This is a genomic window from Pseudaestuariivita atlantica, from assembly GCF_001205715.1.
Taxonomy (GTDB): Bacteria; Pseudomonadota; Alphaproteobacteria; order Rhodobacterales; family Rhodobacteraceae; genus Pseudaestuariivita; species Pseudaestuariivita atlantica.
Map to the genome: position 1 here is coordinate 75,297 of NZ_AQQZ01000008.1, position 23,376 is coordinate 98,672.

Annotated in this window: 25 protein-coding genes; 10 read left to right on the plus strand and 15 right to left on the minus strand. The window is 69.2% G+C overall.

What is annotated here, in order from left to right; translation table 11 throughout:
• Window positions 1-9 precede the first annotated feature (9 nt).
• On the plus strand, window positions 10-738 hold the full coding sequence (locus ATO11_RS16220; protein ID WP_050531961.1) for an aspartate/glutamate racemase family protein: 729 nt from the start codon (window positions 10-12) through the stop codon (window positions 736-738).
• Window positions 739-843: 105 nt separating this feature from the next.
• Window positions 844-1,182 carry a cupredoxin domain-containing protein gene (locus ATO11_RS16225; RefSeq protein WP_050531962.1) on the plus strand — a complete coding sequence of 113 codons (339 nt, stop codon included), beginning with the start codon at window positions 844-846 and terminating at the stop codon, window positions 1,180-1,182.
• 34 nt (window positions 1,183-1,216) lie between these two features.
• Here ATO11_RS16225 and mobA read toward each other — a convergent pair whose 3' ends face one another.
• The 8 genes from mobA to ATO11_RS16265 all read right to left on the minus strand — a co-directional run bounded on the left by mobA (window position 1,217) and on the right by ATO11_RS16265 (window position 7,249).
• On the minus strand, window positions 1,217-1,789 hold the full coding sequence (gene mobA, locus ATO11_RS16230) for a molybdenum cofactor guanylyltransferase MobA (protein ID WP_050531963.1): 573 nt from the start codon (window positions 1,787-1,789) through the stop codon (window positions 1,217-1,219).
• Window positions 1,786-2,307 carry a YcxB family protein gene (locus ATO11_RS16235; RefSeq protein WP_050531964.1) on the minus strand — a complete coding sequence of 174 codons (522 nt, stop codon included), beginning with the start codon at window positions 2,305-2,307 and terminating at the stop codon, window positions 1,786-1,788. Before ATO11_RS16235 ends, mobA begins: the two co-directional genes overlap by 4 nt.
• The gene (locus tag ATO11_RS16240; RefSeq protein ID WP_050531965.1) at window positions 2,300-3,160 is read right to left on the minus strand and encodes a formate dehydrogenase accessory sulfurtransferase FdhD; all 861 of its coding nucleotides are present in this window, start codon (window positions 3,158-3,160) and stop codon (window positions 2,300-2,302) included. Before ATO11_RS16240 ends, ATO11_RS16235 begins: the two co-directional genes overlap by 8 nt.
• Window positions 3,161-3,192: 32 nt before the next feature.
• Window positions 3,193-3,795, minus strand: a complete 603-nt coding sequence (locus ATO11_RS16245; protein ID WP_242601442.1) for a hypothetical protein — start codon at window positions 3,793-3,795, stop codon at window positions 3,193-3,195.
• The gene (locus tag ATO11_RS16250; RefSeq protein ID WP_050531966.1) at window positions 3,795-3,929 is read right to left on the minus strand and encodes an aa3-type cytochrome c oxidase subunit IV; all 135 of its coding nucleotides are present in this window, start codon (window positions 3,927-3,929) and stop codon (window positions 3,795-3,797) included. Before ATO11_RS16250 ends, ATO11_RS16245 begins: the two co-directional genes overlap by 1 nt.
• Before the next feature lie 107 nt (window positions 3,930-4,036).
• The gene (locus ATO11_RS16255) at window positions 4,037-4,486 is read right to left on the minus strand and encodes a DUF6173 family protein (RefSeq protein WP_050531967.1); all 450 of its coding nucleotides are present in this window, start codon (window positions 4,484-4,486) and stop codon (window positions 4,037-4,039) included.
• A 7-nt stretch (window positions 4,487-4,493) separates the two neighbouring features.
• Window positions 4,494-5,531 carry an MBL fold metallo-hydrolase gene (locus ATO11_RS16260; RefSeq protein WP_050531968.1) on the minus strand — a complete coding sequence of 346 codons (1,038 nt, stop codon included), beginning with the start codon at window positions 5,529-5,531 and terminating at the stop codon, window positions 4,494-4,496.
• Window positions 5,528-7,249: an acyl-CoA dehydrogenase gene (locus ATO11_RS16265; protein WP_050531969.1), complete on the minus strand. Its 1,722-nt coding sequence runs from the start codon at window positions 7,247-7,249 to the stop codon at window positions 5,528-5,530. Before ATO11_RS16265 ends, ATO11_RS16260 begins: the two co-directional genes overlap by 4 nt.
• 126 nt (window positions 7,250-7,375) lie before the next feature.
• Here ATO11_RS16265 and ATO11_RS16270 point away from each other — a divergent pair, with 126 nt between their 5' ends.
• Complete coding sequence (locus ATO11_RS16270) at window positions 7,376-8,317, plus strand: L-threonylcarbamoyladenylate synthase (protein ID WP_050531970.1); 942 nt, start codon at window positions 7,376-7,378, stop codon at window positions 8,315-8,317.
• Between the two features lie 11 nt (window positions 8,318-8,328).
• Here ATO11_RS16270 and ATO11_RS16275 read toward each other — a convergent pair whose 3' ends face one another.
• Window positions 8,329-8,847 (minus strand): YqgE/AlgH family protein, encoded by a 519-nt coding sequence (locus tag ATO11_RS16275; RefSeq protein WP_242601443.1) that lies wholly within the window; start codon window positions 8,845-8,847, stop codon window positions 8,329-8,331.
• A gap of 306 nt (window positions 8,848-9,153) precedes the next feature.
• Here ATO11_RS16275 and ATO11_RS16280 point away from each other — a divergent pair, with 306 nt between their 5' ends.
• A complete protein-coding gene (locus tag ATO11_RS16280; RefSeq protein WP_165586994.1) occupies window positions 9,154-9,876 on the plus strand; it encodes a protein-disulfide reductase DsbD domain-containing protein in 723 nt (240 codons plus the stop codon).
• On the opposite strand, the gene ATO11_RS16285 is transcribed toward ATO11_RS16280, so the two are convergent.
• The 4 genes from ATO11_RS16285 to ATO11_RS16300 all read right to left on the minus strand — a co-directional run bounded on the left by ATO11_RS16285 (window position 9,865) and on the right by ATO11_RS16300 (window position 16,163).
• Window positions 9,865-13,266, minus strand: a complete 3,402-nt coding sequence (locus ATO11_RS16285; protein WP_050531973.1) for an efflux RND transporter permease subunit — start codon at window positions 13,264-13,266, stop codon at window positions 9,865-9,867. The genes ATO11_RS16280 and ATO11_RS16285 overlap by 12 nt on opposite strands.
• A gap of 6 nt (window positions 13,267-13,272) precedes the next feature.
• Window positions 13,273-14,742 carry an efflux RND transporter periplasmic adaptor subunit gene (locus ATO11_RS16290; protein ID WP_050531974.1) on the minus strand — a complete coding sequence of 490 codons (1,470 nt, stop codon included), beginning with the start codon at window positions 14,740-14,742 and terminating at the stop codon, window positions 13,273-13,275.
• Between the two features lie 93 nt (window positions 14,743-14,835).
• Entirely contained in the window at window positions 14,836-15,378 is a 543-nt protein-coding gene (gene moaB / locus ATO11_RS16295) for a molybdenum cofactor biosynthesis protein B (RefSeq protein ID WP_050531975.1), read from the minus strand.
• The gene (locus ATO11_RS16300) at window positions 15,375-16,163 is read right to left on the minus strand and encodes a uracil-DNA glycosylase (protein WP_050531976.1); all 789 of its coding nucleotides are present in this window, start codon (window positions 16,161-16,163) and stop codon (window positions 15,375-15,377) included. Before ATO11_RS16300 ends, moaB begins: the two co-directional genes overlap by 4 nt.
• A 135-nt stretch (window positions 16,164-16,298) precedes the next feature.
• Between ATO11_RS16300 and ATO11_RS16305 the strand changes: the two genes are divergently transcribed.
• The 6 genes from ATO11_RS16305 to plsY all read left to right on the plus strand — a co-directional run bounded on the left by ATO11_RS16305 (window position 16,299) and on the right by plsY (window position 21,409).
• Window positions 16,299-17,246 (plus strand): aspartate carbamoyltransferase catalytic subunit, encoded by a 948-nt coding sequence (locus ATO11_RS16305; protein WP_050531977.1) that lies wholly within the window; start codon window positions 16,299-16,301, stop codon window positions 17,244-17,246.
• The gene (locus ATO11_RS16310; protein ID WP_050531978.1) at window positions 17,243-17,668 is read left to right on the plus strand and encodes a hypothetical protein; all 426 of its coding nucleotides are present in this window, start codon (window positions 17,243-17,245) and stop codon (window positions 17,666-17,668) included. The genes ATO11_RS16305 and ATO11_RS16310 overlap by 4 nt, the downstream gene beginning before the upstream one ends.
• On the plus strand, window positions 17,665-18,198 hold the full coding sequence (locus ATO11_RS16315) for a hypothetical protein (RefSeq protein ID WP_050531979.1): 534 nt from the start codon (window positions 17,665-17,667) through the stop codon (window positions 18,196-18,198). Before ATO11_RS16310 ends, ATO11_RS16315 begins: the two co-directional genes overlap by 4 nt.
• A gap of 777 nt (window positions 18,199-18,975) precedes the next feature.
• Window positions 18,976-19,509: a hypothetical protein gene (locus ATO11_RS16320; protein ID WP_050531980.1), complete on the plus strand. Its 534-nt coding sequence runs from the start codon at window positions 18,976-18,978 to the stop codon at window positions 19,507-19,509.
• Window positions 19,506-20,798 carry a dihydroorotase gene (gene pyrC / locus ATO11_RS16325; protein ID WP_050531981.1) on the plus strand — a complete coding sequence of 431 codons (1,293 nt, stop codon included), beginning with the start codon at window positions 19,506-19,508 and terminating at the stop codon, window positions 20,796-20,798. The genes ATO11_RS16320 and pyrC overlap by 4 nt, the downstream gene beginning before the upstream one ends.
• A 5-nt stretch (window positions 20,799-20,803) precedes the next feature.
• Window positions 20,804-21,409, plus strand: coding sequence for a glycerol-3-phosphate 1-O-acyltransferase PlsY (plsY, locus tag ATO11_RS16330; protein WP_050531982.1), 606 nt, complete (start codon window positions 20,804-20,806; stop codon window positions 21,407-21,409).
• A gap of 551 nt (window positions 21,410-21,960) precedes the next feature.
• Here plsY and ATO11_RS16335 read toward each other — a convergent pair.
• Together ATO11_RS16335 and ATO11_RS16340 are read right to left on the minus strand one after the other, a co-directional pair.
• Window positions 21,961-22,764: an alpha/beta fold hydrolase gene (locus ATO11_RS16335; RefSeq protein ID WP_050531983.1), complete on the minus strand. Its 804-nt coding sequence runs from the start codon at window positions 22,762-22,764 to the stop codon at window positions 21,961-21,963.
• The gene (locus ATO11_RS16340) at window positions 22,764-23,360 is read right to left on the minus strand and encodes a 2-hydroxychromene-2-carboxylate isomerase (RefSeq protein WP_050531984.1); all 597 of its coding nucleotides are present in this window, start codon (window positions 23,358-23,360) and stop codon (window positions 22,764-22,766) included. Before ATO11_RS16340 ends, ATO11_RS16335 begins: the two co-directional genes overlap by 1 nt.
• Window positions 23,361-23,376: the final 16 nt, after the last annotated feature.

The following is a 23,376-nucleotide window of genomic DNA, read 5'->3' on the forward strand; positions in this document are numbered from 1 at the left end:
GGAGGCGGCATGAAAACGACAACTGGCGGCAAGGCGATCACCGGCGCGGCGCTTGGCATCCTGATGCTCGACGCCCGGTTCCCGCGCATCCCCGGCGACATCGGCAATGCCACGACATGGGACTTCCCGGTGCTCTACCGCGTGGTGCGCGGCGCCTCGCCCGACCGGGTGGTGCGCCGGGGCGGTGACGGCACGCTCGACACCTTCATCGAGGCCGGGCGCGGGCTCGTGGCCGACGGGGCCGACGGCATCGCCACTAATTGCGGGTTCCTGTGCCTCTTCCAGAACGAGTTGCGCACCGCGATCGGCGTGCCGGTCCTGTCCTCGTCGCTGATGCAGGTGCCGACGGTCGCGGCCATGCTGCCGCCCGGAAAGCGGGTGGGCGTGCTGACGATCTCGGGCTCGACGCTGACGCCGGCGCATTTGCAGGCGGCGGGAGTGCCGCCCGACACGCCCATCGGCACGACCGAGGGCGGGGCCGAGTTCACCGCCGCGATCCTCGACAACCGGCTGGAGATGGACGTGGCCGCTGCCCGCGCCGACAATATCGAGGCCGCCCGCGCGCTTGTGAAAGCGCATCCCGACCTTGGCGCGCTGGTGCTGGAATGCACCAACATGGTCCCCCATGCCGCCGCCATCGCCCGCGCCACCGGCCTGCCGGTCTTTTCCATGGAAACCGCGATTCGCTGGTTCCAGTCGGGGCTGGTCCCGCGCCGCTTTCCCGCGCCCGATCCCTGAAACCGGGCGCATTTACCGCGAATGCCGTCAAATTTACGCCGCAATCGGTCTGTATGTCCGGGTGCTGAACGGGTGGGGCCGCGATTCTGACTTCAGGAGCATGTCATGCTGCGCAACATCTCTGCCCTTTCGCTGACCCTGGCGGCCACGCTGGGTACCGCGACTCCCGCCGCCGCCGTGGATCATTTCGTGATGATGCTGGGTGACGGCTTCTTTCCCGACGTGATCTATGTCGAGGACGGCGACCGCGTCCGCTTCATCAACGGCACCGGCGTCGTGCAGACCGCCTCGGCCGCCGACGGCAGCTGGACCACCGGCGAACTTGGCGTCGACGAAGCGATCAACATCGAAATCGTGCCCGGCATGCACCAGGTCTTCACCGCCAACGGCATCGACACGATCACCGGCACCGTCTTCTTCGGCCTGCCGCCGCTCAGCGAATAAGGCGCCGGCGCCACCGGGCGCCCGTCCCGTTCGATCACCGCATCGCCCGCGCGACCTCAAGGTCCGCGGGCGTGTTCACGTTGAAGAACGCCGCGTCGTCGGGAAACATCGCCGTGGCCCCGCCATGCCGGTCGGTCCACAGCACGACCTTGCGCAAGCCCCCTTCCAGCGCCGCCCGCAGATCGTCGCGCAACGCCACCGGCCACAGGCCAAAGGTCGGGTGACGCCCGTCCTCGGTCGCGGCCAGCGCGAGGTCGGGATGCGCGGCCTGCAACTTCTCGACCAGATCGGTGGGAAAGAACGGCGTGTCCGCCGCCGCCGTCACGATGTGGCTGGCTCCCTCGCCCGCCGCCCAGTCGAGCCCCACCAGAACGCCCGCCAACGGCCCCGGCCTGTCCGGCAGGCTGTCGGGGATCACCGGCAGACCGAACGCGGCGAACCGCGCCGGATCGCCGTTGGCGTTGATCGCCAGCCCCGCCACCTGCGGCGCCAGCCGGTCGATCACGTGACGCATCAGCGGCACGCCCTCTATCTCAAGCAACCCCTTGTCGCCGCCTCCCATCCGGGTCGCCCGCCCACCGGCAAGGATCACGCCAAGGGGTTTCATGACAGCCCCGACCACGCGGCGATCCGCGCGCGCAGATCGGCCAGTGTCATGCCCTCGGGCAGCGCGTGGCGCGGCAACGGATAGGCCAGCCCGCCTGACACGAGGCACAGACCACCGGGAATATCCTCCATGCCGTCGAACGCCTCCCACGCATGGCGGCGATCGCCGAGGCTGTGGGAAAACCGGATACCCGAGGCATCCAGCACCGCCGTGACCGGCCCCTGCCGCCGCGTGACCGCAAGCGAGCGCGCCAGCACGCGGTTGCGCTGCACCATGAAATAAAGCGCGGCGATGCCAAGCCCCGCCGCGATGCCGACAAGGAACGCCGGCAACCACGCACCCAATCCCGGTGCAACCGCCCCGATCACCTGCCCCGCTACCAGCGACACGGCAAAGATCACGGCCAGCAAGACCGGCGCACCGATCGCGCGCTTGCGCCCGCGCCCGGCGCAGGCCATCGCCTGCGCCATCAGCCCCGCATCTGTATCGTAGGGACCCAGCGTCACCGCCTCAGTCATGGCCCGCCCCCTTGCGGCGGTGGCGGCGATCCTCGTCCGCCTGCGCGGCAAGATCGGCGTCACGGATCAGCCGATCCTCCCCCGCAAGGCAGACGAACCGCTGCCCGCGCAACCGCCCGATCAGCGTCAGGCCCACCTGCCGCGCGATCTCCACCCCCCACGCGGTAAAGCCCGAGCGGGAGGCAAGCGCCGGTATCCCCATCAGCGCCGTCTTTATCACCATTTCCGAGGTCAGCCGCCCGGTCGTGTAAAGCAGCTTGTCGCCCGCGCCCACGCCATGGCGCAGCATGTAGCCCGCGATCTTGTCGACCGCGTTATGCCGGCCCACGTCTTCCATGTAGACGAGCGGCACATCGCCCTCGCACAACACCGTGCCGTGGATCGCACCCGCGCTCAGGTACAGCGACGGCAACCGGTTGATCGTCGCGGCAAGGGCGTAAAGGTCGGATGTCCGCACCTTCGCGCGCGGCAGGGTCACGCCCTCCAGCCCTTCCATCATGTCACCGAACACGGTGCCCACCGCGCAACCCGAGGTCCGCGTCTTCTTCTTCAGCTTTTCCTCGAAATCCGTGCGGTGCGCGGTGCGCACGACGACCACGCCCAGCTCGTCATCGTAATCGACGCCGGTGATTGCGGACGGATCGGGCAGCATCCCCTGGTTAGCGAGGTACCCCACGGCGAGGTATTCGGGGTAATCCCCGATGGTCATCGCGGTCACGATTTCCTGCGCGTTGAGGTAGATGGTCAGCGGCCGTTCCTCGACCACGGCAAGCGAGACCTCGGCGCCCGTCTGGTCATGCCCGGTGACGGTGCGGGTCAGGCCGCCCGCGTCAGGGTCGGGCGCGATCCACATCCCGTGGGGGGTGGCCCGGCGCGCCACGGGCCTCAGCCCTGGAACGCGTCGATGGCGATCTGCTTGTCGTCCGCGTCGTTCTCGAACAGCTTGCGCTCGGTCACGCCGGGCAGCGCGCCGTATTGCTCCATCAGCTTCTTGGGAAAGAAGGTCGGCCGGATACTGTCGAACCCCGGCAACTGGACAAGGATGGACGAGGTGTAGTTCGAACAGAAGGCCTGCGGGGCCGCGCCCTTGGCCTCGGCCAGCCGCAATGCCTGTTCCGCAACCTCGCCCGGCACCGGCTTGTTCTGGATCACGACGTGATAGGTCTCGCGCGCATGGGCGCGTTCGTAGAAATCCACAATCTGCGGCGTAACGCCGTACAGAACGTCCTCGCGCTCGACGATCCGCGGGTGCCGGACGGACCCGGCGGGATCGAAGATCACGCGCTGCGACGGCGCGTTGATCATGATGGAGCTGTGCGCGCCCCCGCCGGTGCGGTTGTTGATCATCGTCAGAAGCGTGATCGAATAGGGCGCGCCGTGCACGTATTTCGCCGCCGCCACCTCTTCGGGCGACACCAGATCACGCGGCCCGGCGGCGCAGGCCGCCACCGCTCCGGGCATCAGCAGAAGAAAGGCGCGGCGATCCATCAGCCGTTCACGAGCCCGGCAAAGATGATAAGGCCGACGGACACGACGGCGACCCACATGCTCCACTTCACGAAGCCTTCGAATGTCTTTTCCTGTTCGGTGATGTCCATTTCACCATGCTTGTGTTTGGCCATGTCGCGCCCTCCGATAACCGGTTCCGAATTTGCAGGTACCTCTACGCCATCCCGCAGGCAGTGTCACGGGGGTCAGATGCAGTTCGGCGCGTGGCGTTTGGTCCCGGTCAGGCCTTGGGATCGAGCCCTTTCGCCAGCCGGAACCCGATGCGGACCGGCTCGACGTGGTCGGGCAGTTTCGGCACCGCGCGCATCAGCACCGACAGCTGGCTCACATGCTGGACAAGTTGCGTGCGCGCGCCCGTCGGATCGGACCCGGTGAAGGTGATCAGGTCGGGTTCGAAATACCCCATCCCCTCGATCCGCAGGATGCCCGCATCGCCACCCGCGAACCCCATCGCGACCTCGTGCTCGGAATCCAGCGTTTCCTCGAAGTTCTGGATATACAGGATCAGCCGTTCATAGGCCCATTGCGCCGGGCTGCGCGTCGCGTGCTGCGCGATGTCCTCGGGCACCGCGCGCTCCTCGGTCTTTCCGCTTTCGGGGCAGGCCTCGAACCGGCGGTTCAGGACCGCGTTCTCGGCGATTTCCGCCGCCGTCTCGATCTCGCCGTCCATGCCGCGCTCATCCCCCTGCCACGTGGAACACCCACGCCCCGTCGTCTCGCCGGGTGCGGGTCGCCTCGCCCTTGTGCCACAGATGGTTGCAATGCGCGACCGATTCCACCAGCGCCAGCCCGTATTCGCCCTCGCCGATCCGGCGCTTGAAAAGCGGCGGGAAACACTCCCCCGCCGTGCGCGGCTCGGACAGGTGAGCGCGCAGGCGGTTCAGCGCCGAATGGTGGTTGTCCTCCAGCATCTCCATCCGCTTCGGCAACCCGGTAAAGGGCAGCTTGTGGCCGCCCAGCACCAGATGCTCCTCCCGCGCATGCGGCGCGAGCCTGCGGCAGGCGGCGATCCAGTCCTCCAGCGGGTCGGCATCGGGTTCGGTCGGGTAGACGCCGATATTGGGGCTGATCGTTGGCAGGATCTGGTCGCCCGCCAGCACCACGTCATCCGACCAGAACGTCGCGTGGCGCGGCGCGTGACCGTCGCCCAGCCGCACCACCCAGTCGCGCCCGCCCATGCGCAGGCCCTGCCCCTCAACCAGCCGCGTGAAGCCCAGAGGCATCGCGTGCACGCCATCGGCAGAGTTGAAGGGCCGCTCCCTGCTGCGCTTCTCCAGCACCCCGGCATCCATGCCGGCACCGCGGTAAAAGGCAATCGCTTCGGGGGTATAGCGCTCCTGCAGGTCCAACTGCAGCATCCGCGCCATCAGCCACGCGGTGCGCGTCATGCACAACTCGGCGCCCCGCTCCTGGAACCACCCGGCACAGCCGACGTGATCGAGGTGATGATGCGTGACCATCACGCGCGAGACGGGCCGGCCACCGCACGGCCCGGCGAGCAACGCCTCCCACATCCTGATCGTCTTCTTCGAATGCAGCCCGGTGTCGATCAGAGTCCAGCTGTCGCCCTCGTCCAGCAGGTAGACGTTGACGTGGTCCAGCACCATCGGCAGCGGCAGGCGCGCCCACAGGATGCCCTCTGCCACCTCCCGCCAGCCGCCCGGCTCGGGCGGCTCCGCGAAAGGATAGCGCAGGCCCTCGGGCGCGTCCTTCATGCCGGCATCAGGTCGGCCGGCTCCAGCGCGTACAGGTCTTCCGCCCCCACGCGCGCCTCGGTCAGAAGGCCCACATGCTGCGGCAACAGGCGCTGGATATACAGCCGCGCCAGTTTCTCCGCCGCGCTTCCCGCGCCACCCGCCCGCGCCGCGCGCAGGTGGTAATAGCCGCCCAGCACACGGGCAAAGCCGTGCAGGAACGGCACCGCGCCGCCGAAGCGGGCGTTCAGGTTCTCTTCCGCCGCCAGCGCCTCGGTCGTCTCGCGCAGGGTCTCGCAGGACTGCCAGACCTTGTCGGCCAGGTCCGGCAGCGCCTCGCGCGCGCTTTCGGCAAAGCCTTCCATCTCGTCCAGCAGGCGGAACGCGGCCTCGCCGCCATCCATCATCTTGCGCCCCACGAGGTCCATCGCCTGGATGCCGTTGGTGCCCTCGTAGATCGCCGTCACCCGCACGTCGCGGTAATATTGCGCCGCACCCGTCTCCTCGACGAACCCCATGCCGCCATGCACCTGCACGCCCATCTCGCTGACGCGCAGGCCGGTTTCGGTGCCGAACGCCTTGGCGATCGGCGTCAGCAGCGCCGCCTGCGCCACCCAGCCCGCGTCACCCGTGGCATTGCCCATGTCGATCGCCTTGGCACAGGCCAGCGCGATGGCCCGCGCGGCAAAGATTTCCGCCTTCATCGTCGCCAGCATCCGGCGCACGTCGGCATGGTCGATGATCGTGCCGGTCCCGCCATCCACGGGCGTGCGGCCCTGCGTGCGGTCCTGCGCATAGGCCAGCGCGTGCTGGTAGGCGCCCTCGGCCACCCCGATCCCCTGCCCGCCGACACCCAGGCGCGCGTTGTTCATCATCGTGAACATCGCCTTCATGCCGCCGTGTTCCGGCCCGACCAGCCAGCCGGTCGCGCCATCGTATTGCATCACGGCGGTGGGCGACCCGTGCAGGCCCATCTTGTGTTCAAGACTCACGACCTTGAGGCTGTTGGCCACGCCCGGCTCCCCGTCGTCGTTGAGCAACAGCTTCGGCACCATGAACAGGCTGATCCCCTTGGTCCCCGGAGCGCCGTCGGGCAGACGGGCGAGAACCAGGTGACACACGTTGCCGGTGAAATCGTTGTCGCCCCACGAGATATAGATCTTCTGCCCCGTGATGCTGTAGGTGCCGTCTCCGTTCGACTCCGCCTTGGTGCGCAGCGCGCCCACGTCGCTGCCCGCCTGCGGCTCGGTCAGGTTCATCGTGCCCGACCACTCGCCCGAGATCAGCTTGGGCAGGTACAGCGCCTTCAACTCGTCGGAAGCGTGGTGTTCCAGCGCCTCGATCTGGCCCTGCGTCATCAAGGGGTTCAGCTGCAGCGACAGGCACGCCGCCGCCATCATCTCGTTCACGGCGGTGGTCACGGTCATCGGCAGGCCCATGCCGCCGTATTCCGGGTCCGCCGCGATGGCGACCCAGCCGCCATCGGCAATCGCCTGGTAGCCCTCGGCATAACCGGGAGAGGTGCGCACGACCCCGTTTTCCAGCACGGCGGGGTGCAGGTCACCGGGACGCTGCAGCGGCGACAGGACCTCTTCGCACATCTTGCCCGCCTCGCCGAGGATCGCGCCGACCAGGTCGTCGGAGGCTTCGGCATAGCGGTCGGTCGCGGTGACCTCGTCCAGTCCCACGACATGTTCGAACAGGAAGCGGTATTCGTCGACGGGGGCGCGATAGGGCATGACAGGCGATCCTTTTCGAAATCGGCCCGCGCCTTGCCGGGGGCAAGGGGGCCATGTATGCAACTCTGCGCCTAACCTATCCACCTGTCGGGCCACATCAAACCAGACGCCACGTCACACTCCGCGATGTCCTCCGAAACGCTTCTTCTTGCCTCCACACCCGCCGGAATCGGCCACGCCGCGCGCCTTCTGCGCGACGGGCGGCTCGTCGCGTTCGCGACCGAAACGGTCTATGGCCTCGGCGCCGATGCCACCAACGGGGAGGCCGTCGCGGCGATCTATGCCGCCAAGGGCCGGCCCAGTTTCAACCCGCTGATCGTGCATGTGCCGGATGCGGCGGCGGCGCGCCGGCACGTGCAATGGTCGGATGCCGCCGAGGCGCTGGCCGGGGCCTTCTGGCCCGGTCCCATGACGCTGGTCCTGCCGCTCGCGCACGGTCACGGCATCTCGTCGCTGGTGACGGCGGGGCTTCAGACGCTCGCGGTGCGCGTGCCCGCCGCGCCCGTTGCGCGGGCGCTGCTCTCCGAGGCCGGGGTTCCGGTGGCGGCGCCGTCGGCCAACCCTTCGGGCCGGATCAGCCCGACCACGGCGGCGCATGTGCTGGCGGGGCTCAATGGGCGGATCGCGGCGGTGCTGGATGACGGCCCCTGCCCCGTGGGCGTGGAATCGACCATCCTCGACCCCGGCCCGCCCGCGCGCATGCTGCGCGAAGGTGGCGTGACGGCCGAGGACGTGGCCCGCGTGCTGGGCAGCGCGCCCCTGCCGCCCGAAACCTCCACCATCACCGCCCCCGGCCAACTCGCCTCGCATTACGCGCCCCGCGCGCATCTGCGCCTGAACGCCGCCGCGCCGCAGCCGGGAGAGACCTATCTCGGCTTCGGCCCCGGCCCTGCGGACCTATCGCTGTCGGAAAGCGGTGACCTTGCCGAGGCCGCGGCGACGCTGTTCGCGCGCCTGCACGACCTCGATGCGATGGGCGTGACCCGCGCGGCGGTGGCGCCGGTGCCCGATCAGGGGCTGGGCCGGGCGATCAACGATCGGCTGCGCCGCGCCGCCGCGCCGCGTTAGGAATGGTGCCGTCAGGCCCGCCCGCGCACGCCCGACGACAGGTTCAGCCCGTCGATCCCCAGCAGTTTCAGTGCGCCCGTCCACTTGCTGCCGTTGTCGGCGCCGAAAACAAGCTCCGCCGGCGCGTCGGCCACCAGCCAGCCATCCTGCTGGATCTCGCCTTCCAACTGGCCGGGCGACCAGCCGGAATAGCCCAGCGCCACGATCCGCTCCCCCGGTCCCCGGCCCGCGCCGATATCTTCCAGCACATCCATCGTCGCGGTCATGCGGAACCCGCCCGGCATCTCGACCGTGGGCGCGTCCGTCTCGTAGCCCTCGCCGTACAGCACGAACCCGCGCCCGGTCTCGACCGGGCCACCGAAATAGATCACTTCCTCGGGGTCCACCGCATCATTGGCGATTTCAAGCTGCGACAGCAGGGTCTTCAGGCATCCCGCACTGTTGGGCTTGTTCACGATAAGCCCCATCGCCCCGTCATCTGAATGGGCAACGATCAGGACCACCGACTTCTCGAACCGCGAATCCGTCATGGACGGCATGGCGATCAAAATTCTTCCTGCCAACCTCACGCCGGTCCCCCAACCAACTCGAAATCATGACAAACGGAATGCTTCGTCAACATTTGTGTCAGGATGTAATCACAACCGCCCCAATGCAAGGCAATAGTGACGCTAATTAGCGCCAAATCCGTGAATCACCTGACCGATTTGTGAATTGGCCACACCCGAACGATGAGGCAATACGCTAACATGCAACGCGCGGTTTTACTTTTTTGCACAATAGTAGGTTTGCTGTCGGCAACCCTTGCTTTTGCGCAAACCAAGCTCGACCGAATCGTGTCGGTCGATGTCCTGCCCGGATGGCGGCAGGCCGACGGTACCCATGTCGCGGGCCTGCGCCTGACCCTCGCACCGGGGTGGAAAACCTACTGGCGCGTGCCGGGAGAGGCGGGCATCCCGCCGGAATTCTCGTGGCGCGGGTCGCGCAACCTGTCCTCGGTCCGCGTCGTCTGGCCGACGCCGCGCGTCTTCGACCAGTTGGGCAGCCAGTCCATCGGGTATTACGACAAGGTGGTGCTGCCGCTGGCCATCGCGGTCCGCGATCCTTCCGCACCCGTCCAACTGAAAGGCAAGGTGCAGATCGGCGTGTGCAGCGACATCTGCGTCCCCACGACGCTGAAGGTCGCGGCGGCGCTGCCCGCCGGCGGGTCGCGCATGCCCGAAATCTCCGCCGCCCTCTCCGACCAGCCGCTGGCGGCAGGCAAGGCCGGCGTCACCGCCGCGCGCTGCCGCATCCGCCCGATCGAAGGCGGGCTTTCCATCGAGGCGGCGATCGACCTGCCCTCTGCCGGGGCGCCCGAGGCGGTGGTGATCGAACCCTCCGACCCGCAGCTTTACGTCACGCAGGCCGCGACCGACCGGCAGGGCAAACGCCTGTCGGCGACCTCGCGGGTCTATCACGTCGACGGCGGCACGTTCCTGTTGTCGCGGCAGGAATTGCGGCTGACCGTGATCGGGTCGAACCACGCGGTCGACATACGGGGATGCTCAGGCTTCTGACCCGCGCCCGCCCTGCCGCACCTGCGCCAGCACCGCCGCTCCGTAGACCAGCAATAGCGCCACGGCGAGGCCCCCGGCGAACAGCGCGAACGCGCCCGCCATGCCCGCCAGCGCCCCGCCGCTGATCGCGGCCAGCGGCGCGGGCAGCGCGCCCGTCGCGGCCACCCAGCCCAGCGTCAGCGCACCCCATGCCAGCGCCAGCGCCGTCGCGCCCCACAGCACCAGCCGCGGACCGCGCGCCCGGAACCGCAGCCCGCGCATGTAGGTCTGCCGCAACCGCTGCAGATCGACCTGGATCGCCACCAGCGACGGCACCACCAGAAGCACCAGCACCATCCCGAAGGCGAGGCCATAGATCAGGGTGATGACCGTGGGTTTGAGGAACTGCGCCTGTACCGACCCCTCGTTCAGCAAGGGCGCAAGGCCCAGTACCGTGGTCAGCGTGGTCAGCATCACGGGCCGCAACCGGTCCACCGCGCCGTCGATGATCGACGGGATGATGCCGCGCGATTTGGCGTACCGGTCGATCTGGGTGATCAGCACGATGGAATCGTTGATGATGATCCCCGTCATCCCCAGCAGCCCCACCACCGTGAACATGCTCAGCGGCACGCCGTGGTAATTGTGCCCCCAGATCGTGCCGACAAGGCCGAAGGGAATGATCGCCATGACCACCAGCGGCCGCGTCCAGCTGGCAAAGACCCAGGCCAGCACAAGGTAGATCCCCGTCAGCACAAGGATCAGTCCGGTACGCGCATCGGCGAGGAACCGGTCCTCCTGCTCGCTCAGCCCCGCGACGCGGTAATCGACCTGCTGCTCCTCGGCGATGGTGGGCAGGATGTCGTCGGTCAGCGCGGCGGTGATCTCTGCCGCGCGGGCGGGATCGTCTTCGGAGATGTCTCCGGTGACCGAGATCAGCCGCAGCCCGTTCTCCCGCCGAACGGTGGAAAAGCCCGACCGACGCTCGACACTCACGATATCGGCAAGCGGGACATAGGCGCCCTCGGGCGTGCGCAACTGGGTGCGTTCAAGGAAATCGGCGGTCAACTCGCCCGCCGGCAGTTCCACCCGGATCTCGGCCGATCGCGGCCCGACGGGATAGGTCGCCGCCTCGATCCCGCCCAGCCGGTTGCGCAGCACCCGGCCCAGCGCGTCGATGGTAAAGCCCAGCGCCTGCCCCTGCGGTGTCAGTTCGAGGATCAGTTCCTCCTTGTCATAGGCCAGGTTGTCCTCGACCGCCGACACTTCGGGATATTGCGACACCGCGAGCTTCAGCGCCTCGGACGCGGCCTTGAGCGAGTCCGCATCCGCGCCATAGAACTGCACGTCCAGCGCATCGCCACCCGGCCCCTGCCGCCAGCCCCGGAAGCTGACGGTTTCGACCAGCGGGTGACGGCGGACGCGGTCCTGCAGGTCGGCGACGAAGCCGAAGGCGGAATAGTCGCGCCGCAGGTCCGCGTCGATCAGCTCGATCGAGATACCGCCCAAAAGGTCCTCGTCCTTGGTGTCGGTGCCCGACAGGCCCCGGCCCGCATTGCCGCCGATCTCGGCGATGACAAAGGACAGGGGGTTGCGCCCGTATTTCTCTTCGTACTCTGCGGCGAGTTCGTTGGTGGCGCGCTGCATCTCCTGCATCATCGCCAGCGTGTCGGCGCGGGTGGCGCCTTCGGCCATGGCGAAGTTGCCGGTGACCGAGGACCGTTCCGGCGCGTTGAAGAACCGCCATTGCACGGTGCCGTCGATGAACAGCGCCGCCTGGCTGGCAAGCACCGCGACGGTGCCCGCGATCACCACGTAGCGCGCCCAGATCACGCCCGCGATGAAGGGCCGGAACAGCGTCTCGCGCACCCATTCGAAGCCCCGGTTCACCACCCGGCTCGGCAGGTCGTACCAGTGCTGCTTTTCGGTGGCACCCACGGCGTGGGACATGTGGTTGGGCAGGATCAGGAAACACTCGATCAGGCTCGCCGTCAGAACGACGATCACGGTAAACGGGATGTCGGCGATCAGGTCGCCGAACCGCCCGCCCACCGCCGTCAGGCCGAAAAAGGCGATGATCGTCGTCAGCGTGGCCGAGAAGACGGGCATCGCCATGCGCCGCGCGGCGTTCTCGGCGGCGATGACGGGCGGCTCTCGCAGGGTGCGATAGCGCCAGTCGGCATGTTCGCCCACCACGATGGCGTCATCCACCACGATCCCCAGCGTGATGATCAGCGCGAAGAGGGAGATCATGTTGAACGTGATCCCGAAGGCGTACATCAGCGCCACGGCGGCGAACATGGCCGTCGGGATCCCCGCCGCGACCCAGAAGGCCGTGCGCGCGTTGAGGAACAGAAACAGCAGCAGCACCACCAGCCCCAGCCCCTGCAACCCGTTGTCCAGAAGCATGTTGAGCCGCCCGCTGATCGCCTCGGCCCGCGTGCGGATCAGGTCGACGCTGACACCCTGCGGCAGCGACAGCTGCATCTCCGCCGCGACCTCCTCGACCGTCTCCTGGATGCCGATGGCATCGCCCCGGTCGCTGCGGTCCACCCGGATCGAGATCGCGGGCGCGTCGCCCACGAAGTAACTGCGCTCCCGGTCGATCCCGAACTCGCGGACCTCGGCCACGTCCCCGATCGTCAGCTTCGACCCGTCGGGGTTCGAGCGCAGGACGATCGCCGCGATCTGGTCCGCTCCGCGCTTTTCCACGCCGGTCCGCACCCGTGCATTGGCCCCCGCCACGTCGCCCGCCGGGTCGGCATCGACCTCCGCCGCGATCGCCTCGGCGATCTCGGCCATGGTTACGTCATGCGCGATCAGCTGGGCCGAGGGCACCTCGACCACCGTCTGCGGCGCGGCGAGGCCCCGGATGGTGGTCCGCGTCACGCCGCTGGCGAACAGCCGCGCCACCAATTCGTCAGCGAACCGGCCCAACTGGCCCACATCCACCGGCCCGGTGATGACCACGTCGGTCACCCGGTCGCGCCACGTTCCCCTGCGCACGTTGGGCTCGTCGGCCTCCTCGGGCAGCGTGGTGACCTGGTCGACCGCCGACTGCACGTCGTCGGCGGCGCGCGCCATGTCCCAGCCCGGCTCGAAATCGAGCGTGATCGACGCGCGCCCCTCGCGGCTGGTGGCGCTGCTCTCCTCGACGCCCTCGACCGACAACAGCGCCGGTTCCAGCACCTGCACGATGGCGGCATCCACGTCCTCGGCCCCCGCCCCGTCCCACTGGACGCTGACGGTCACGTTGTCGATCACCACGTCGGGAAAGAACTGCGCCCGCATGTTCGGAAAGGCCAGCGCCCCCGCCGCCAGCATCAAGACCAAGAGCAGGTTCGCCAGCGTCCGGTGCCGGGTGAAATATCCCAGGATCCCGCCCGCCGCCTCGGGGACCTCGCGCACCATGGCGGCCTAGCTCCCCATCCGGCTTTCCAGCCGCTCCACCACCCGCGCGGGCACCTGCGGCTGCGCCAGCTGGCCAAGGATGCGCTCCTTGACCTCGGCGGGCATGCGCTGGTTGCCCTCGACAAAGGCCAGCAGCTTCGCGCGCCGCTCCTCGGTCAACTCGACCATCGCGGGCGCGTCCGGCACCGCGGGCGCCTCGCCATCCGCCCCGCGCTCGATCGCGCGCACGCGGATACCTGCGCCCAGAACCGGCGTGCGCTCGTTCACCGCCTGCCGCCCGGCCAGTTCCGGCGCGCGCACCAGCACGTCGTCGCCCTGCCGGCGCAGCAGCGTCACGGGCATCGCCTCCAGCCGGCTGTCATCGCCCAGCACCAGCACCTCGTCCGCCGCGTTCAGGGCCGAGGCCGGCAGGCGCACCACCCGGTCCAGCTCCGGCTCGTCCACCACCACGGTCACGAAATCTCCGGGCTTGAACCCCGGCGCCGCATCCAGCCTCGCGAACACCTGCCGCCCGGTCTGCCCCTCGCCCACCGCGGCGGAATCGCGCGACAGGGTGCCGGTGGCCTCAAGATCGGTGCCGAACACGTCCAGCGTCACCCGCACCGGCGCGGACCCGAGCCGCCCGGCATCATCCAGAAGCCGCGCATATTGCGCGGTGGACACCCGGAACGCGACTTCCAGCGCGCCGGCGTCGATCAACTGGCCAAGCAGCGTGTTGGCGCTGACCAGCCCGCCCTCGACCAGCGACACGCCCGTCAGGGTGCCATCGAACCGCGCGCGGATCTGCAGATCGTCGATGCGCCGCTGCGCCTCGGCCTCGGCGATGCGGGTGCGGGCCAGCCGGGTCGCGGCCTGGTTCACCCGCGCCTCGGCCTGCGCCAGCGCCTGCCTGCGGGTCAGCACCGATTGCCGCGCGGTGGACAGCGCCAGTTCCGCCGCCTCCTGGTTGGCCGCCGTGCCCACGCCCCGCGTGGTCAGCTGGTTCTGCCGGTCGAGCGCCTTGGCGCGCAACTCTTCCTGTTCTTCCGCCGCGCCCAACTCGTCCCGCGCCAGCGCCAGCGCGCGTTCGGCCTCGCGCACCTCGGCCTCGGCATCCGACAGGTCCGCCGCCACCCGCTCCAGCGCCAGTTCGGCATCCTTTGGGTCGATCTGCACCAGCACCTCGCCCGCCGCGACCTGCCCGCCTTCGACGAAATTGTCCGACAGGGCCACCACCGTGCCCCCCGCCGCCGCCCGCACGTCCAGCGTGCGCCGCGCCTGCACCTCTCCGAAGGTCTGCAATTCGGGCGTGATCGTCTGCGGCGTGGCGGTGGTGACGTTGACCGCGAAGACCCGCTCACGCGGCTCCGCTGCACGGCCCTCGCGCGCCATGCGTTCCTGCAAGGCACCCGACACCATCGTGCCCGCCCAGACCAGCAGGCCAAGCGTCAACGAGACCAGGAACAGCCCGGTCAGGGAATGTCGCAGGAAGCGCATCGTGGTTTTGATCCTTTCGCGCGATCTTAACCCTAGTAGGTAGGCCTTGCCAAAGCAGGGCCAAGCGTTCGCGTGTTCAAACGCGCGCGAGCGTCATTTCCGTCGCTCATGTTCGGACAATCGCGGGAAAATCTCGACAAAGTTGCAGGGGCGGTGGCGGTAGTCCAGTTGCAGGCTCAGGATCTCGTCCCATGCATCCTTGCAGGCGCCGGGCGATCCCGGCAACGCGAACAGGTACGTGCCCATGGCGACACCGCCCGTGGCGCGGGATTGCACCGCGCTGGTGCCGATCTTGGCCATCGAGACATGGGTGAAGACCGTGCCGAAGGCGTCGATCTCCTTTTCATAGACGTCCCTGTGCGCCTCGACCGTCACATCGCGCCCCGTCAGGCCGGTGCCGCCGGTCGAGATGACGACGTCGATTGCCGGGTCGGCGCACCACGCGCGCAGGCGGTCGGCGATGCGGTCGCGGTCATCGGTGACGATGGCGCGCGCGGCCAGTTCGTGGCCCGCCCCGGTCAGCTTTGCTACCAGCGTGTCGCCCGACCGGTCATCGCCCTCGGTCCGGGTGTCCGACACGGTGAGGACGGCGATGCGCACGGGGATGAAGGCGCGGCTTTCGTCGATCCGGCTCATGGCGCGGCGGCCTCCAGCTTCGCGCGGATTTCCAGCAGGTCGGCCCAGGCCTCGCGCTTGGCGGCGGGGTTGCGCAGCAGGTAGGCGGGATGGGTCATGGGCAGGCACGGCAGGCCCTCGGCCTCGGTCCAGTGGCCGCGCAGCCGCAGGATGCCGCGCTTGCCCAGCAGCGCGTGGCAGGCATGGTTGCCCACGGCGACCAGCACCTCCGGCTTCGCCAGCGCGATGTGTCGGCGCAGGAAGGGCTGCATCATGGCGATCTCTTCGGGCTTCGGGTCACGGTTCTGCGGCGGCCGCCACGGCAGGACGTTGGTGATATAAACGCTCTCTGCGCGGTCCAGGTCGATCGCCGCCAGCATCCTGTCCAGCAACTGCCCCGCCCGCCCGACGAAAGGCTTGCCCTCCCGGTCCTCGTCCCGGCCCGGAGCCTCCCCCACGATCATCAGCCGCGCTCCCGGCATACCGTCGGCAAAGACAAGGTTGCGCGCGCCCCGTTTCAACTCGCAATGCTCGTACCCCGCCAGCGCCGCTTCCAGCGCGGGCAGGTCCCGCGCTCCCGCCGCCAGCGCCTCGGCCTCCGCCAACGGGTCGCTCGCCACCACTGGCGGCGCGGCCACCGGCGCCTTCGCGGCCGCGCCCTGCGCCGGTTTCGCAGGCGCCCGCGCCCCCGGCATCCTGTCGGGCAGCGCATAGCGATCCACCGGCGCCTCGCCCACCGCGACATCCGCGCCAAGCTCGATCTGCCATGCCAGCGCCGCCAGCGCCTGATGCGAGTCCATCTCCATGCCGCGCACCTTATGCCATCCCCGCGCCACCCTCCATGCTTCTTCTCTTCGGAAAATATGTCCGCCGGAGGCTCCCGCGATTTGCCGCCCGCGCCGGTGCCGCTATAAGGGCGCAACGGCCACGACAGGACGCCCATGACCTTCCGCCAGAACCACCTCCTCGGGATCGAACCGCTTCACCCGGCCGAGATCACCGCGCTGCTCGACCTCGCCGACCAGTACGCCGCGCTCAATCGCGGGTCGAAACGCGGCGACGCGCTCGCGGGGCTCACCCAGATCAACATGTTCTTTGAAAACTCCACCCGCACCCAGGCCTCGTTCGAAATCGCGGGCAAGCGCCTCGGCGCGGACGTGATGAACATGGCGATGCAGTCGTCGTCGGTGAAGAAGGGCGAGACGCTGATCGACACCGCGCTGACGCTGAACGCCATGCATCCCGACCTGCTGGTCGTGCGCCACCCACATTCCGGCGCCGTCGACCTGCTCGCGCAGAAGGTGAACTGCGCGGTCCTGAACGCGGGCGACGGGCGGCACGAACACCCCACGCAGGCGCTGCTCGACGCGCTCACGATCCGCCGCGCCAAGGGCCGGCTCCACCGCCTCACCATCGCCATCTGCGGCGACATCGCCCACAGCCGCGTCGCCCGGTCGAACCTGATCCTTCTGGGCAAGATGGAAAACCGCGTCCGCCTCGTCGGCCCGCCGACGCTCCTGCCCTCGGGCATCGACCAGTTCGGATGCGAGGTCACCCACGACATGGCCGAGGGCCTCAAGGATGCCGACGTGGTGATGATGCTGCGCCTCCAGAAGGAACGCATGGATGGCGGCTTCATCCCCTCCGAACGGGAATATTACCACCGCTACGGGCTCGACGCCGACAAGCTGCGCCACGCCAAACCCGACGCCATCGTCATGCATCCCGGCCCCATGAACCGCGGGGTCGAGATCGACGGCCAGATCGCTGACGACATCACCCGCTCGGTCATCACCGAACAGGTGGAAATGGGCGTCGCCGTGCGCATGGCCGCGATGGACCTTCTGGCCCGCAACCTCCGCGCCCGGCCCCGGCCCGTCACCGCATGACGAGGCCGCTGGCCGTCTGGCGCGCCTCGCCCCGCGCCTTCGTGATCCGGCTGGCGGGGCTCTTCGTGATCACCTTCGTGCTGCTGACGCCCGGCTGGCCGTGGATCGGCGGCGGCGCGACGCTCGCCTTCGCCGTGGTGCTGACGCTCGCCACCATGTTCGCGCTCGACGATTTCTCCCAGTGGCGGCGGCACGCGCGCGCGACATGGACGCTCACGCCCACGGAACTGATCTACGAGAACCCGGTTGAGGAGGAAGGGGCCTATGCCCTCTCCCTGACCGAGATCACATCGATGCACCCACGCTTCTTCACCTCCCTCGTCCTGCGCCTGCGTGGCGGCACCGCGGTGACGATGGCCTATGTCGACCGGCCCCGTGCCGTGCGTGACCGCATCCGCGCCGCACAGGAGGCCGCCCGATGACCACCCTTTCCATCCCCGCCCACGCTCCCGGCCGGATCGACGTCTTCTCGCTCGACCTCCCGGCGGCCGAGGCGAAGCGGCTCCTCGAAGACGCCGACGCGCTGGCCGACCTTCTGGGCGCACGGCCCGACCCGGCGCAGGTGGAGACCTTCGACACCGCCGTGCTCGGCGATCTCGGCCTCGCGGGCTACCTTGTCGAGGGGATGGGCGTCGCCGCCGAAGACGTGGCGCCCCATTCTGCCGATCTCGGCAATATCAGCCACGCGGTGGTGGTCCGTGCCGCCGGGTTCGGAGGCCGGGCCGTCACGCTCACACCCCGCCCGCCGCTCAACCACGTGGTGACGCTGACCGAAGAGAACGCCCGGATCGACCTGACCCCCCTGCGCAGCGCCGGGGCCGAGGGCCATGTCCCTCCGCCCGATGTCCCGCCCGCCGCCGGTCCGCGCATCTCCCGCTGGCTGTGGCTCTGCGTCGCGCTGGCCGCGCTGCTGCTGATCGCGTCGGTGCTGCCGGTTTTCGTGTCGTTCTGAGCGGGGACGGCGCACGATAATCGCGGCCGGCAGCGCCGACCTCTCAGACGGGCCGCGGCGCGTCGATCCGACCTCACCGCCGCGCACTTTATGCCTGCAACCCCGCACCCCGCCCCAGCGACGCACCCAGCCCAACCAGATCGACGTGCCGTGGGGGCGGCCCGTCGATGCGCGGCGGCCTGCGGCCTTGATTCCGCGCAGGCCCACAGCACAAACCTCCCAGACGGGCCGCGGCGCATCGACCCGACCTCACCGCTGCTCATTTTACCGCCGCCAAACCCGCAAACCGCCCCAGCGACGCACCCAGACCAACCAAATCGACGTGCCGGGGGGCGGCCCGTCGATGCGCGGCGGGCTAAAGCCCTTGATTCCGCGCATTTTCACTGCACAGCTGATAGAGCGCGGGTCGGCCCATCCCCTCTCATCGATTTTCCGCTGAAAAATCGACTGCCGGGCAACGGATGCGCGGTGGGCTGAAGCCCTTGATTCCGCGCTGTCTCACAACACAAACGTCCCAGACGGGCCGCGGCGCGTCGATCTGACCTCGCCGCTGCTCACTTTATCCCTGCAAAGCCCGCACTCCGCCCCAGCGACGCACCCAGCCCAACCAAATCGACGTGCCGTAGGGGCGGCCCGTCGAAGCGCGGCGGGCTGAAGCCCTTGATTCCGCGCATGCGCCCAGCAACCACGTTCGATCCCCTCCCCCGCATCACCCGGATTGCCACGCACCGCCCGATGCGGCACATACGAAGGCGCGAAGGGCCGGAGCGACCGAAGATGACAACACCGCCACCGCCCCCCGGATGGGAGGGGATCCTCGACACGGGAGAAGAGATCCTGTGGCAGGGCCGCCCCGATGGCCGTGTCGCCTTTGCCGCCCGCCACCTGCTGACCAGCGCCTTCGGCCTCTTCTTCGCGGGCTTCGCGCTGTTCTGGATGGTGATGGCCTCGCGCGCCGGTGGCGGGTTCTGGATGTTCGGGCTTCTGCACTTCGCCGTCGGCCTCGGCATCCTCGCCGGGCCGGTGGTCTGGCCCGCATGGGTGCGGCGACACACGTGGTACACGCTGACCAACCGCCGCGCCTTCATTGCCACCGACATGCCCCTGATGGGGCGGCGGCTGAAATCCTACCCGATCACGCCGGAAACGGCGCTGCATTACGACCACGGCGATCCCGGCTCGATCCACTTCGCCGCCGAATACCGGCAGGCCAAGTCCGGCACCCGCAGCACCCCGGTCAGGTTCGACCGCATTCCCGACGGCGACACCGTCTATCGCCTGTTCCGCGACATCCAGCGAGGCCGCGCATGACGACGCACCCCACCGCCCTTTCCAACGCACGCCTGATCGACCCCGAAGCGGGCACCGACACGCCCGGCACGCTCCTGATCGAGGGCGGAAGGATTAAGGAAGTCTTAACGCAAGATACTGAAACTCCACCAGAGTTTCGCGCGCGAAACCTCGATTGCCGGGGCCGCTGCCTCGCCCCCGGCATCGTCGATATCGGGGTCAAGGTCTGCGAACCGGGGGCGCGGCACCTCGAAAGCTACCGCTCGGCGGGCCGGGCGGCGGCGGCGGGCGGGGTCACCACGATGGTCACCCGCCCCGACACCGACCCCGCCATCGACAGCCCCGAAACGCTCGAATTCGCGCTGCGCCGGGCCGGCGAGGCGCGGGTCAACGTCCTCTTGATGGCGGCCCTGACCAAGGGCCGCGCGGGCCGCGAGATGGCCGAGATCGGGTTCCTCGCCGATGCCGGTGCCGTGGCCTTCACCGACTGCGACGCGGTGGTGCAGGACACCAAGGTGCTGGCCCGCGCGCTGGCCTATGCGGCGGGCCTTGGCGCGCTGGTGATCGGGCACCCGCAGGAGCCGGTCCTGTCGGACGGGGCCGCCGCGACCTCGGGCAAGTTCGCCACCCTGCGCGCCCTGCCCGCCGTCTCGCCGATGGCCGAGCGGATGGGGCTTGAGCGGGACCTCGCGCTCGTCGAGATGACGGGGGTGCGCTACCATGCCGACCAGGTCACCACCGCCGCCGCCCTGCCGGCCCTGACCCGCGCCAAGGCGGCGGGGCTGGACGTGACGGCGGGCGTGTCGATCCACCATGCGACCCTCAACGCGCTCGACGTGGCCGATTACCGGACCTTCTTCAAGGTCAAGCCGCCGTTGCGGGACGAGGACGACCGGCAGGCGGTGATCGAGGCGCTGCGGGACGGCACCATCGACATGATCCACTCCATGCACACCCCGCAGGACGAGGAATCGAAGCGCCTGCCGTTCGAGGCCGCGGCCTCGGGCGCGGTGGCGCTGGAGACCCTGCTGCCCGCCGCCATGCGGCTGCACCATTCCGAGGGCATCGAGCTGCCGCACCTGTGGCGGGCGCTGTCGCTGAACCCGGCGCGGCGGCTGGGGCTGGAGGCCGGGCGGCTCGAGCCGGGCGCGCCGGCCGACCTTGTGCTGTTCGACCCGGACGCGCCCTTCGTGCTGGACCGCGCGGAGCTGCAATCGAAATGCAAGAACACGCCGTTCGACGGCCAGCGGATGCAGGGCCGGGTCCTGCAGACATGGGTCGCGGGCGCGCTTGTCCACGAAAGGGACTGACCATTATGCCCGAGATCACCTCTGCCACCACGATCCTCCTGTTATGGGCCGCGATCGGCTACCTCCTGGGGTCGGTCCCGTTCGGCGTGCTGGTCTCCCGCGCCTTCGGGCTGGGCGACCTGCGCAAGGTCGGGTCGGGCAATATCGGCGCCACCAACGTCCTGCGGACCGGCAACCGGAAGGCGGCATTCCTGACCCTGCTGCTGGATGGCGGCAAGGGCGTGGTGGCGGTGCTGCTGGCGCGCTGGCTGGCGGGAGAGGATGCCGCGCAACTGGCTGGTTTGATGGCCTTCCTCGGCCATTGCTTCCCCGTCTGGCTGGGGTTCAAGGGCGGCAAGGGCGTGGCGACGTTCCTTGGCATCGTGCTGGCGCTGGCTTGGCCCGTGGGGATCGCGGCCTGCGCGACGTGGCTCGTGATCGCCGCCGCCTTCCGCTACTCCTCGCTCGCCGCGCTGGTGGCGGCGGGGCTGTCGCCCGTCTGGGCGTTGCTTCTGGGGCATGGCAGCGCGGTCCTGCTGAGCCTTGCGCTGGCGGTGATCGTCTATGTCCGGCACAACGCCAACATCGCGCGTCTGCGGAGCGGGGAAGAGCCGAAGATCGGTGGCAGGTAGGCAGCGATTCGGGCGGGCGGTTTGTTTGCCGGGTGTTCGGGGTTTCGTGTCTTCGAGGGACAGGGGTAGACGGGCCGCGGTGCGTCGAACCGGCGGTTTTGCTGATCGCTTAATGGTTGCCAAGTCCGTGTGATGCCCCGGCGGTGCACCAAGATCAGCCAGTTCGACGTGCCGGGGGGCGGCCCGTCGAAGCGCGGCGGGCTGAAGCCCTTTATTCCGCGCGGGGAGTAGCGGCGGATGCGCGGCGGGCTGCGGCCTTGATTCCGCGCGGGGAGCCGCGGCAGATGCGAGGCGGTTTGTAGCCTCCAGTCCACGCAGGCCCAACAGCACTGACATTGCAGACGGGCCGCGGTGCGTCGAACCGACCTCTCCGCTGCGCACTTTATCCCGGCAAACCCGCAAAACGGTCCAGCGATGCGCCAAGACCAACCAGATCGACGTGCCGGGGGGCGGCCCGTCGATGCGCGGCGGCCTGCGGCCTTGATTCCGCGCGGGGGAGTCGCGGCGACCTGCGGTAATGTTCGGACGGGCGCCAAGCAGAGTCAGGAGGCTTAGACCTCCGCCCGCTCCTCGTTCAGCGCCAGGATGCCGTCGGCCACGGCTCGGGCGTGGGTCAGGGGCAGCATGTGGCCGGCGCCGGGCACCGTCAGGCGCCGCGCGCGCGGCAGGCGGGCGTGAAGCGCGCGCTGGATGTCGTCGATCACCGGCGGGGACGCGGCGCCGTCCATCAGCAGAACCGGCAGATCGAGCGCTTCGAGCCGGCCGGGCGCGAGGATACCGCCCACGTCCTCGACAATGCCGGGATTGCCCGCCACAACGAGGTGGATGCGCGCCGCCATCGCCTCGCGCTGCGCTTGCGGCAAGGCCTCCCACGGCACGCCGCCGCCCCAGAGCGTGGTGAAGACCCGCGTCGCCTCCATCCGGTCACCCGCCGCGATCGCGGCGGCGAAGGGCGCGAAGGTGGCCTCGTACCGCTCCCGCGCGCCGGGCACGACGCCGAAGGCGGCGGCGAACATCACCGGTTCGAGCAGCACCAGATGCGACACGAGGTCGGGCCGGTCGAGCGCAACCCGCAGGGCGACCGTGCCGCCGAAGGAATGGCCGATAAGGGGCACGGGGCCGCCCAGCCCCTCGATCCGGTCGATGACGGCGCGGGCGGTCAGGCCCTGGATCTCGCCCTCCGCGTCGGACCAGCCGGGAGAGCGGCCATGGCCGGGCATGTCGCAAGCCTCGACCGCGAGCCGCCCGCCCATCATCTGCGCCACCGCGCTCCACGACCGCCCGTGCGCGAGCGAGCAATGCACCGCCACGGCGACGCGCGGCGCGTCGCCCAATCGCTGCCAGTGAAGCTGCATCAGCCGCGCCCGAGATGCGCGTCGAGATCGTCGAGCCGGTCCTGCCCCCAAAACCGCGCCCCGTCATCGGTGATGTAGAAGGGCGCGCCGAAGACGCCGCGGTTGACGGCTTCTTCGAGGTTGGCCTCGTATTCCTCGGCCCCGGCCAGCATGCCGGAGGTCGCCAGCGCGGGATCGAACCCCGCGGCGGTGAGGCAATCGGCGATCACGTCGTCCTGCGCGATGTCTTTCTCCTCTGCCCAGCAGGCGCGCAGGAGGCCATGCGCCAGCGCGCCCATGTCACCGCCACCGGCCTTCTGCGCCGCGATCAGCGCGTAGGACGAGGGGGCCGCGTTGGTGGGCCAGTGGGCGGGCTTGAGGTTCAGCGGCAGGCCGGTGTTCCGCGATTGCCGTTCCAGCTCGATCAGGCGGTATTCCTGCCGCGACGGGTGGCGGTCCTTGGGGGGCGTGCCGCCGGTCCGCCCGAAGAGCGCGATCACGTCGAGCGGCTTGTAGGTGATCGTCGCGACATGACGCGCCGCGATCTCCTCCAGCCGGGTGCCGGCGAGGTAGGAATAGGGCGAAAGTGTCGCGAAGAAAAAATCGATATGCGCCATGTGCGGGCTCCGTCCG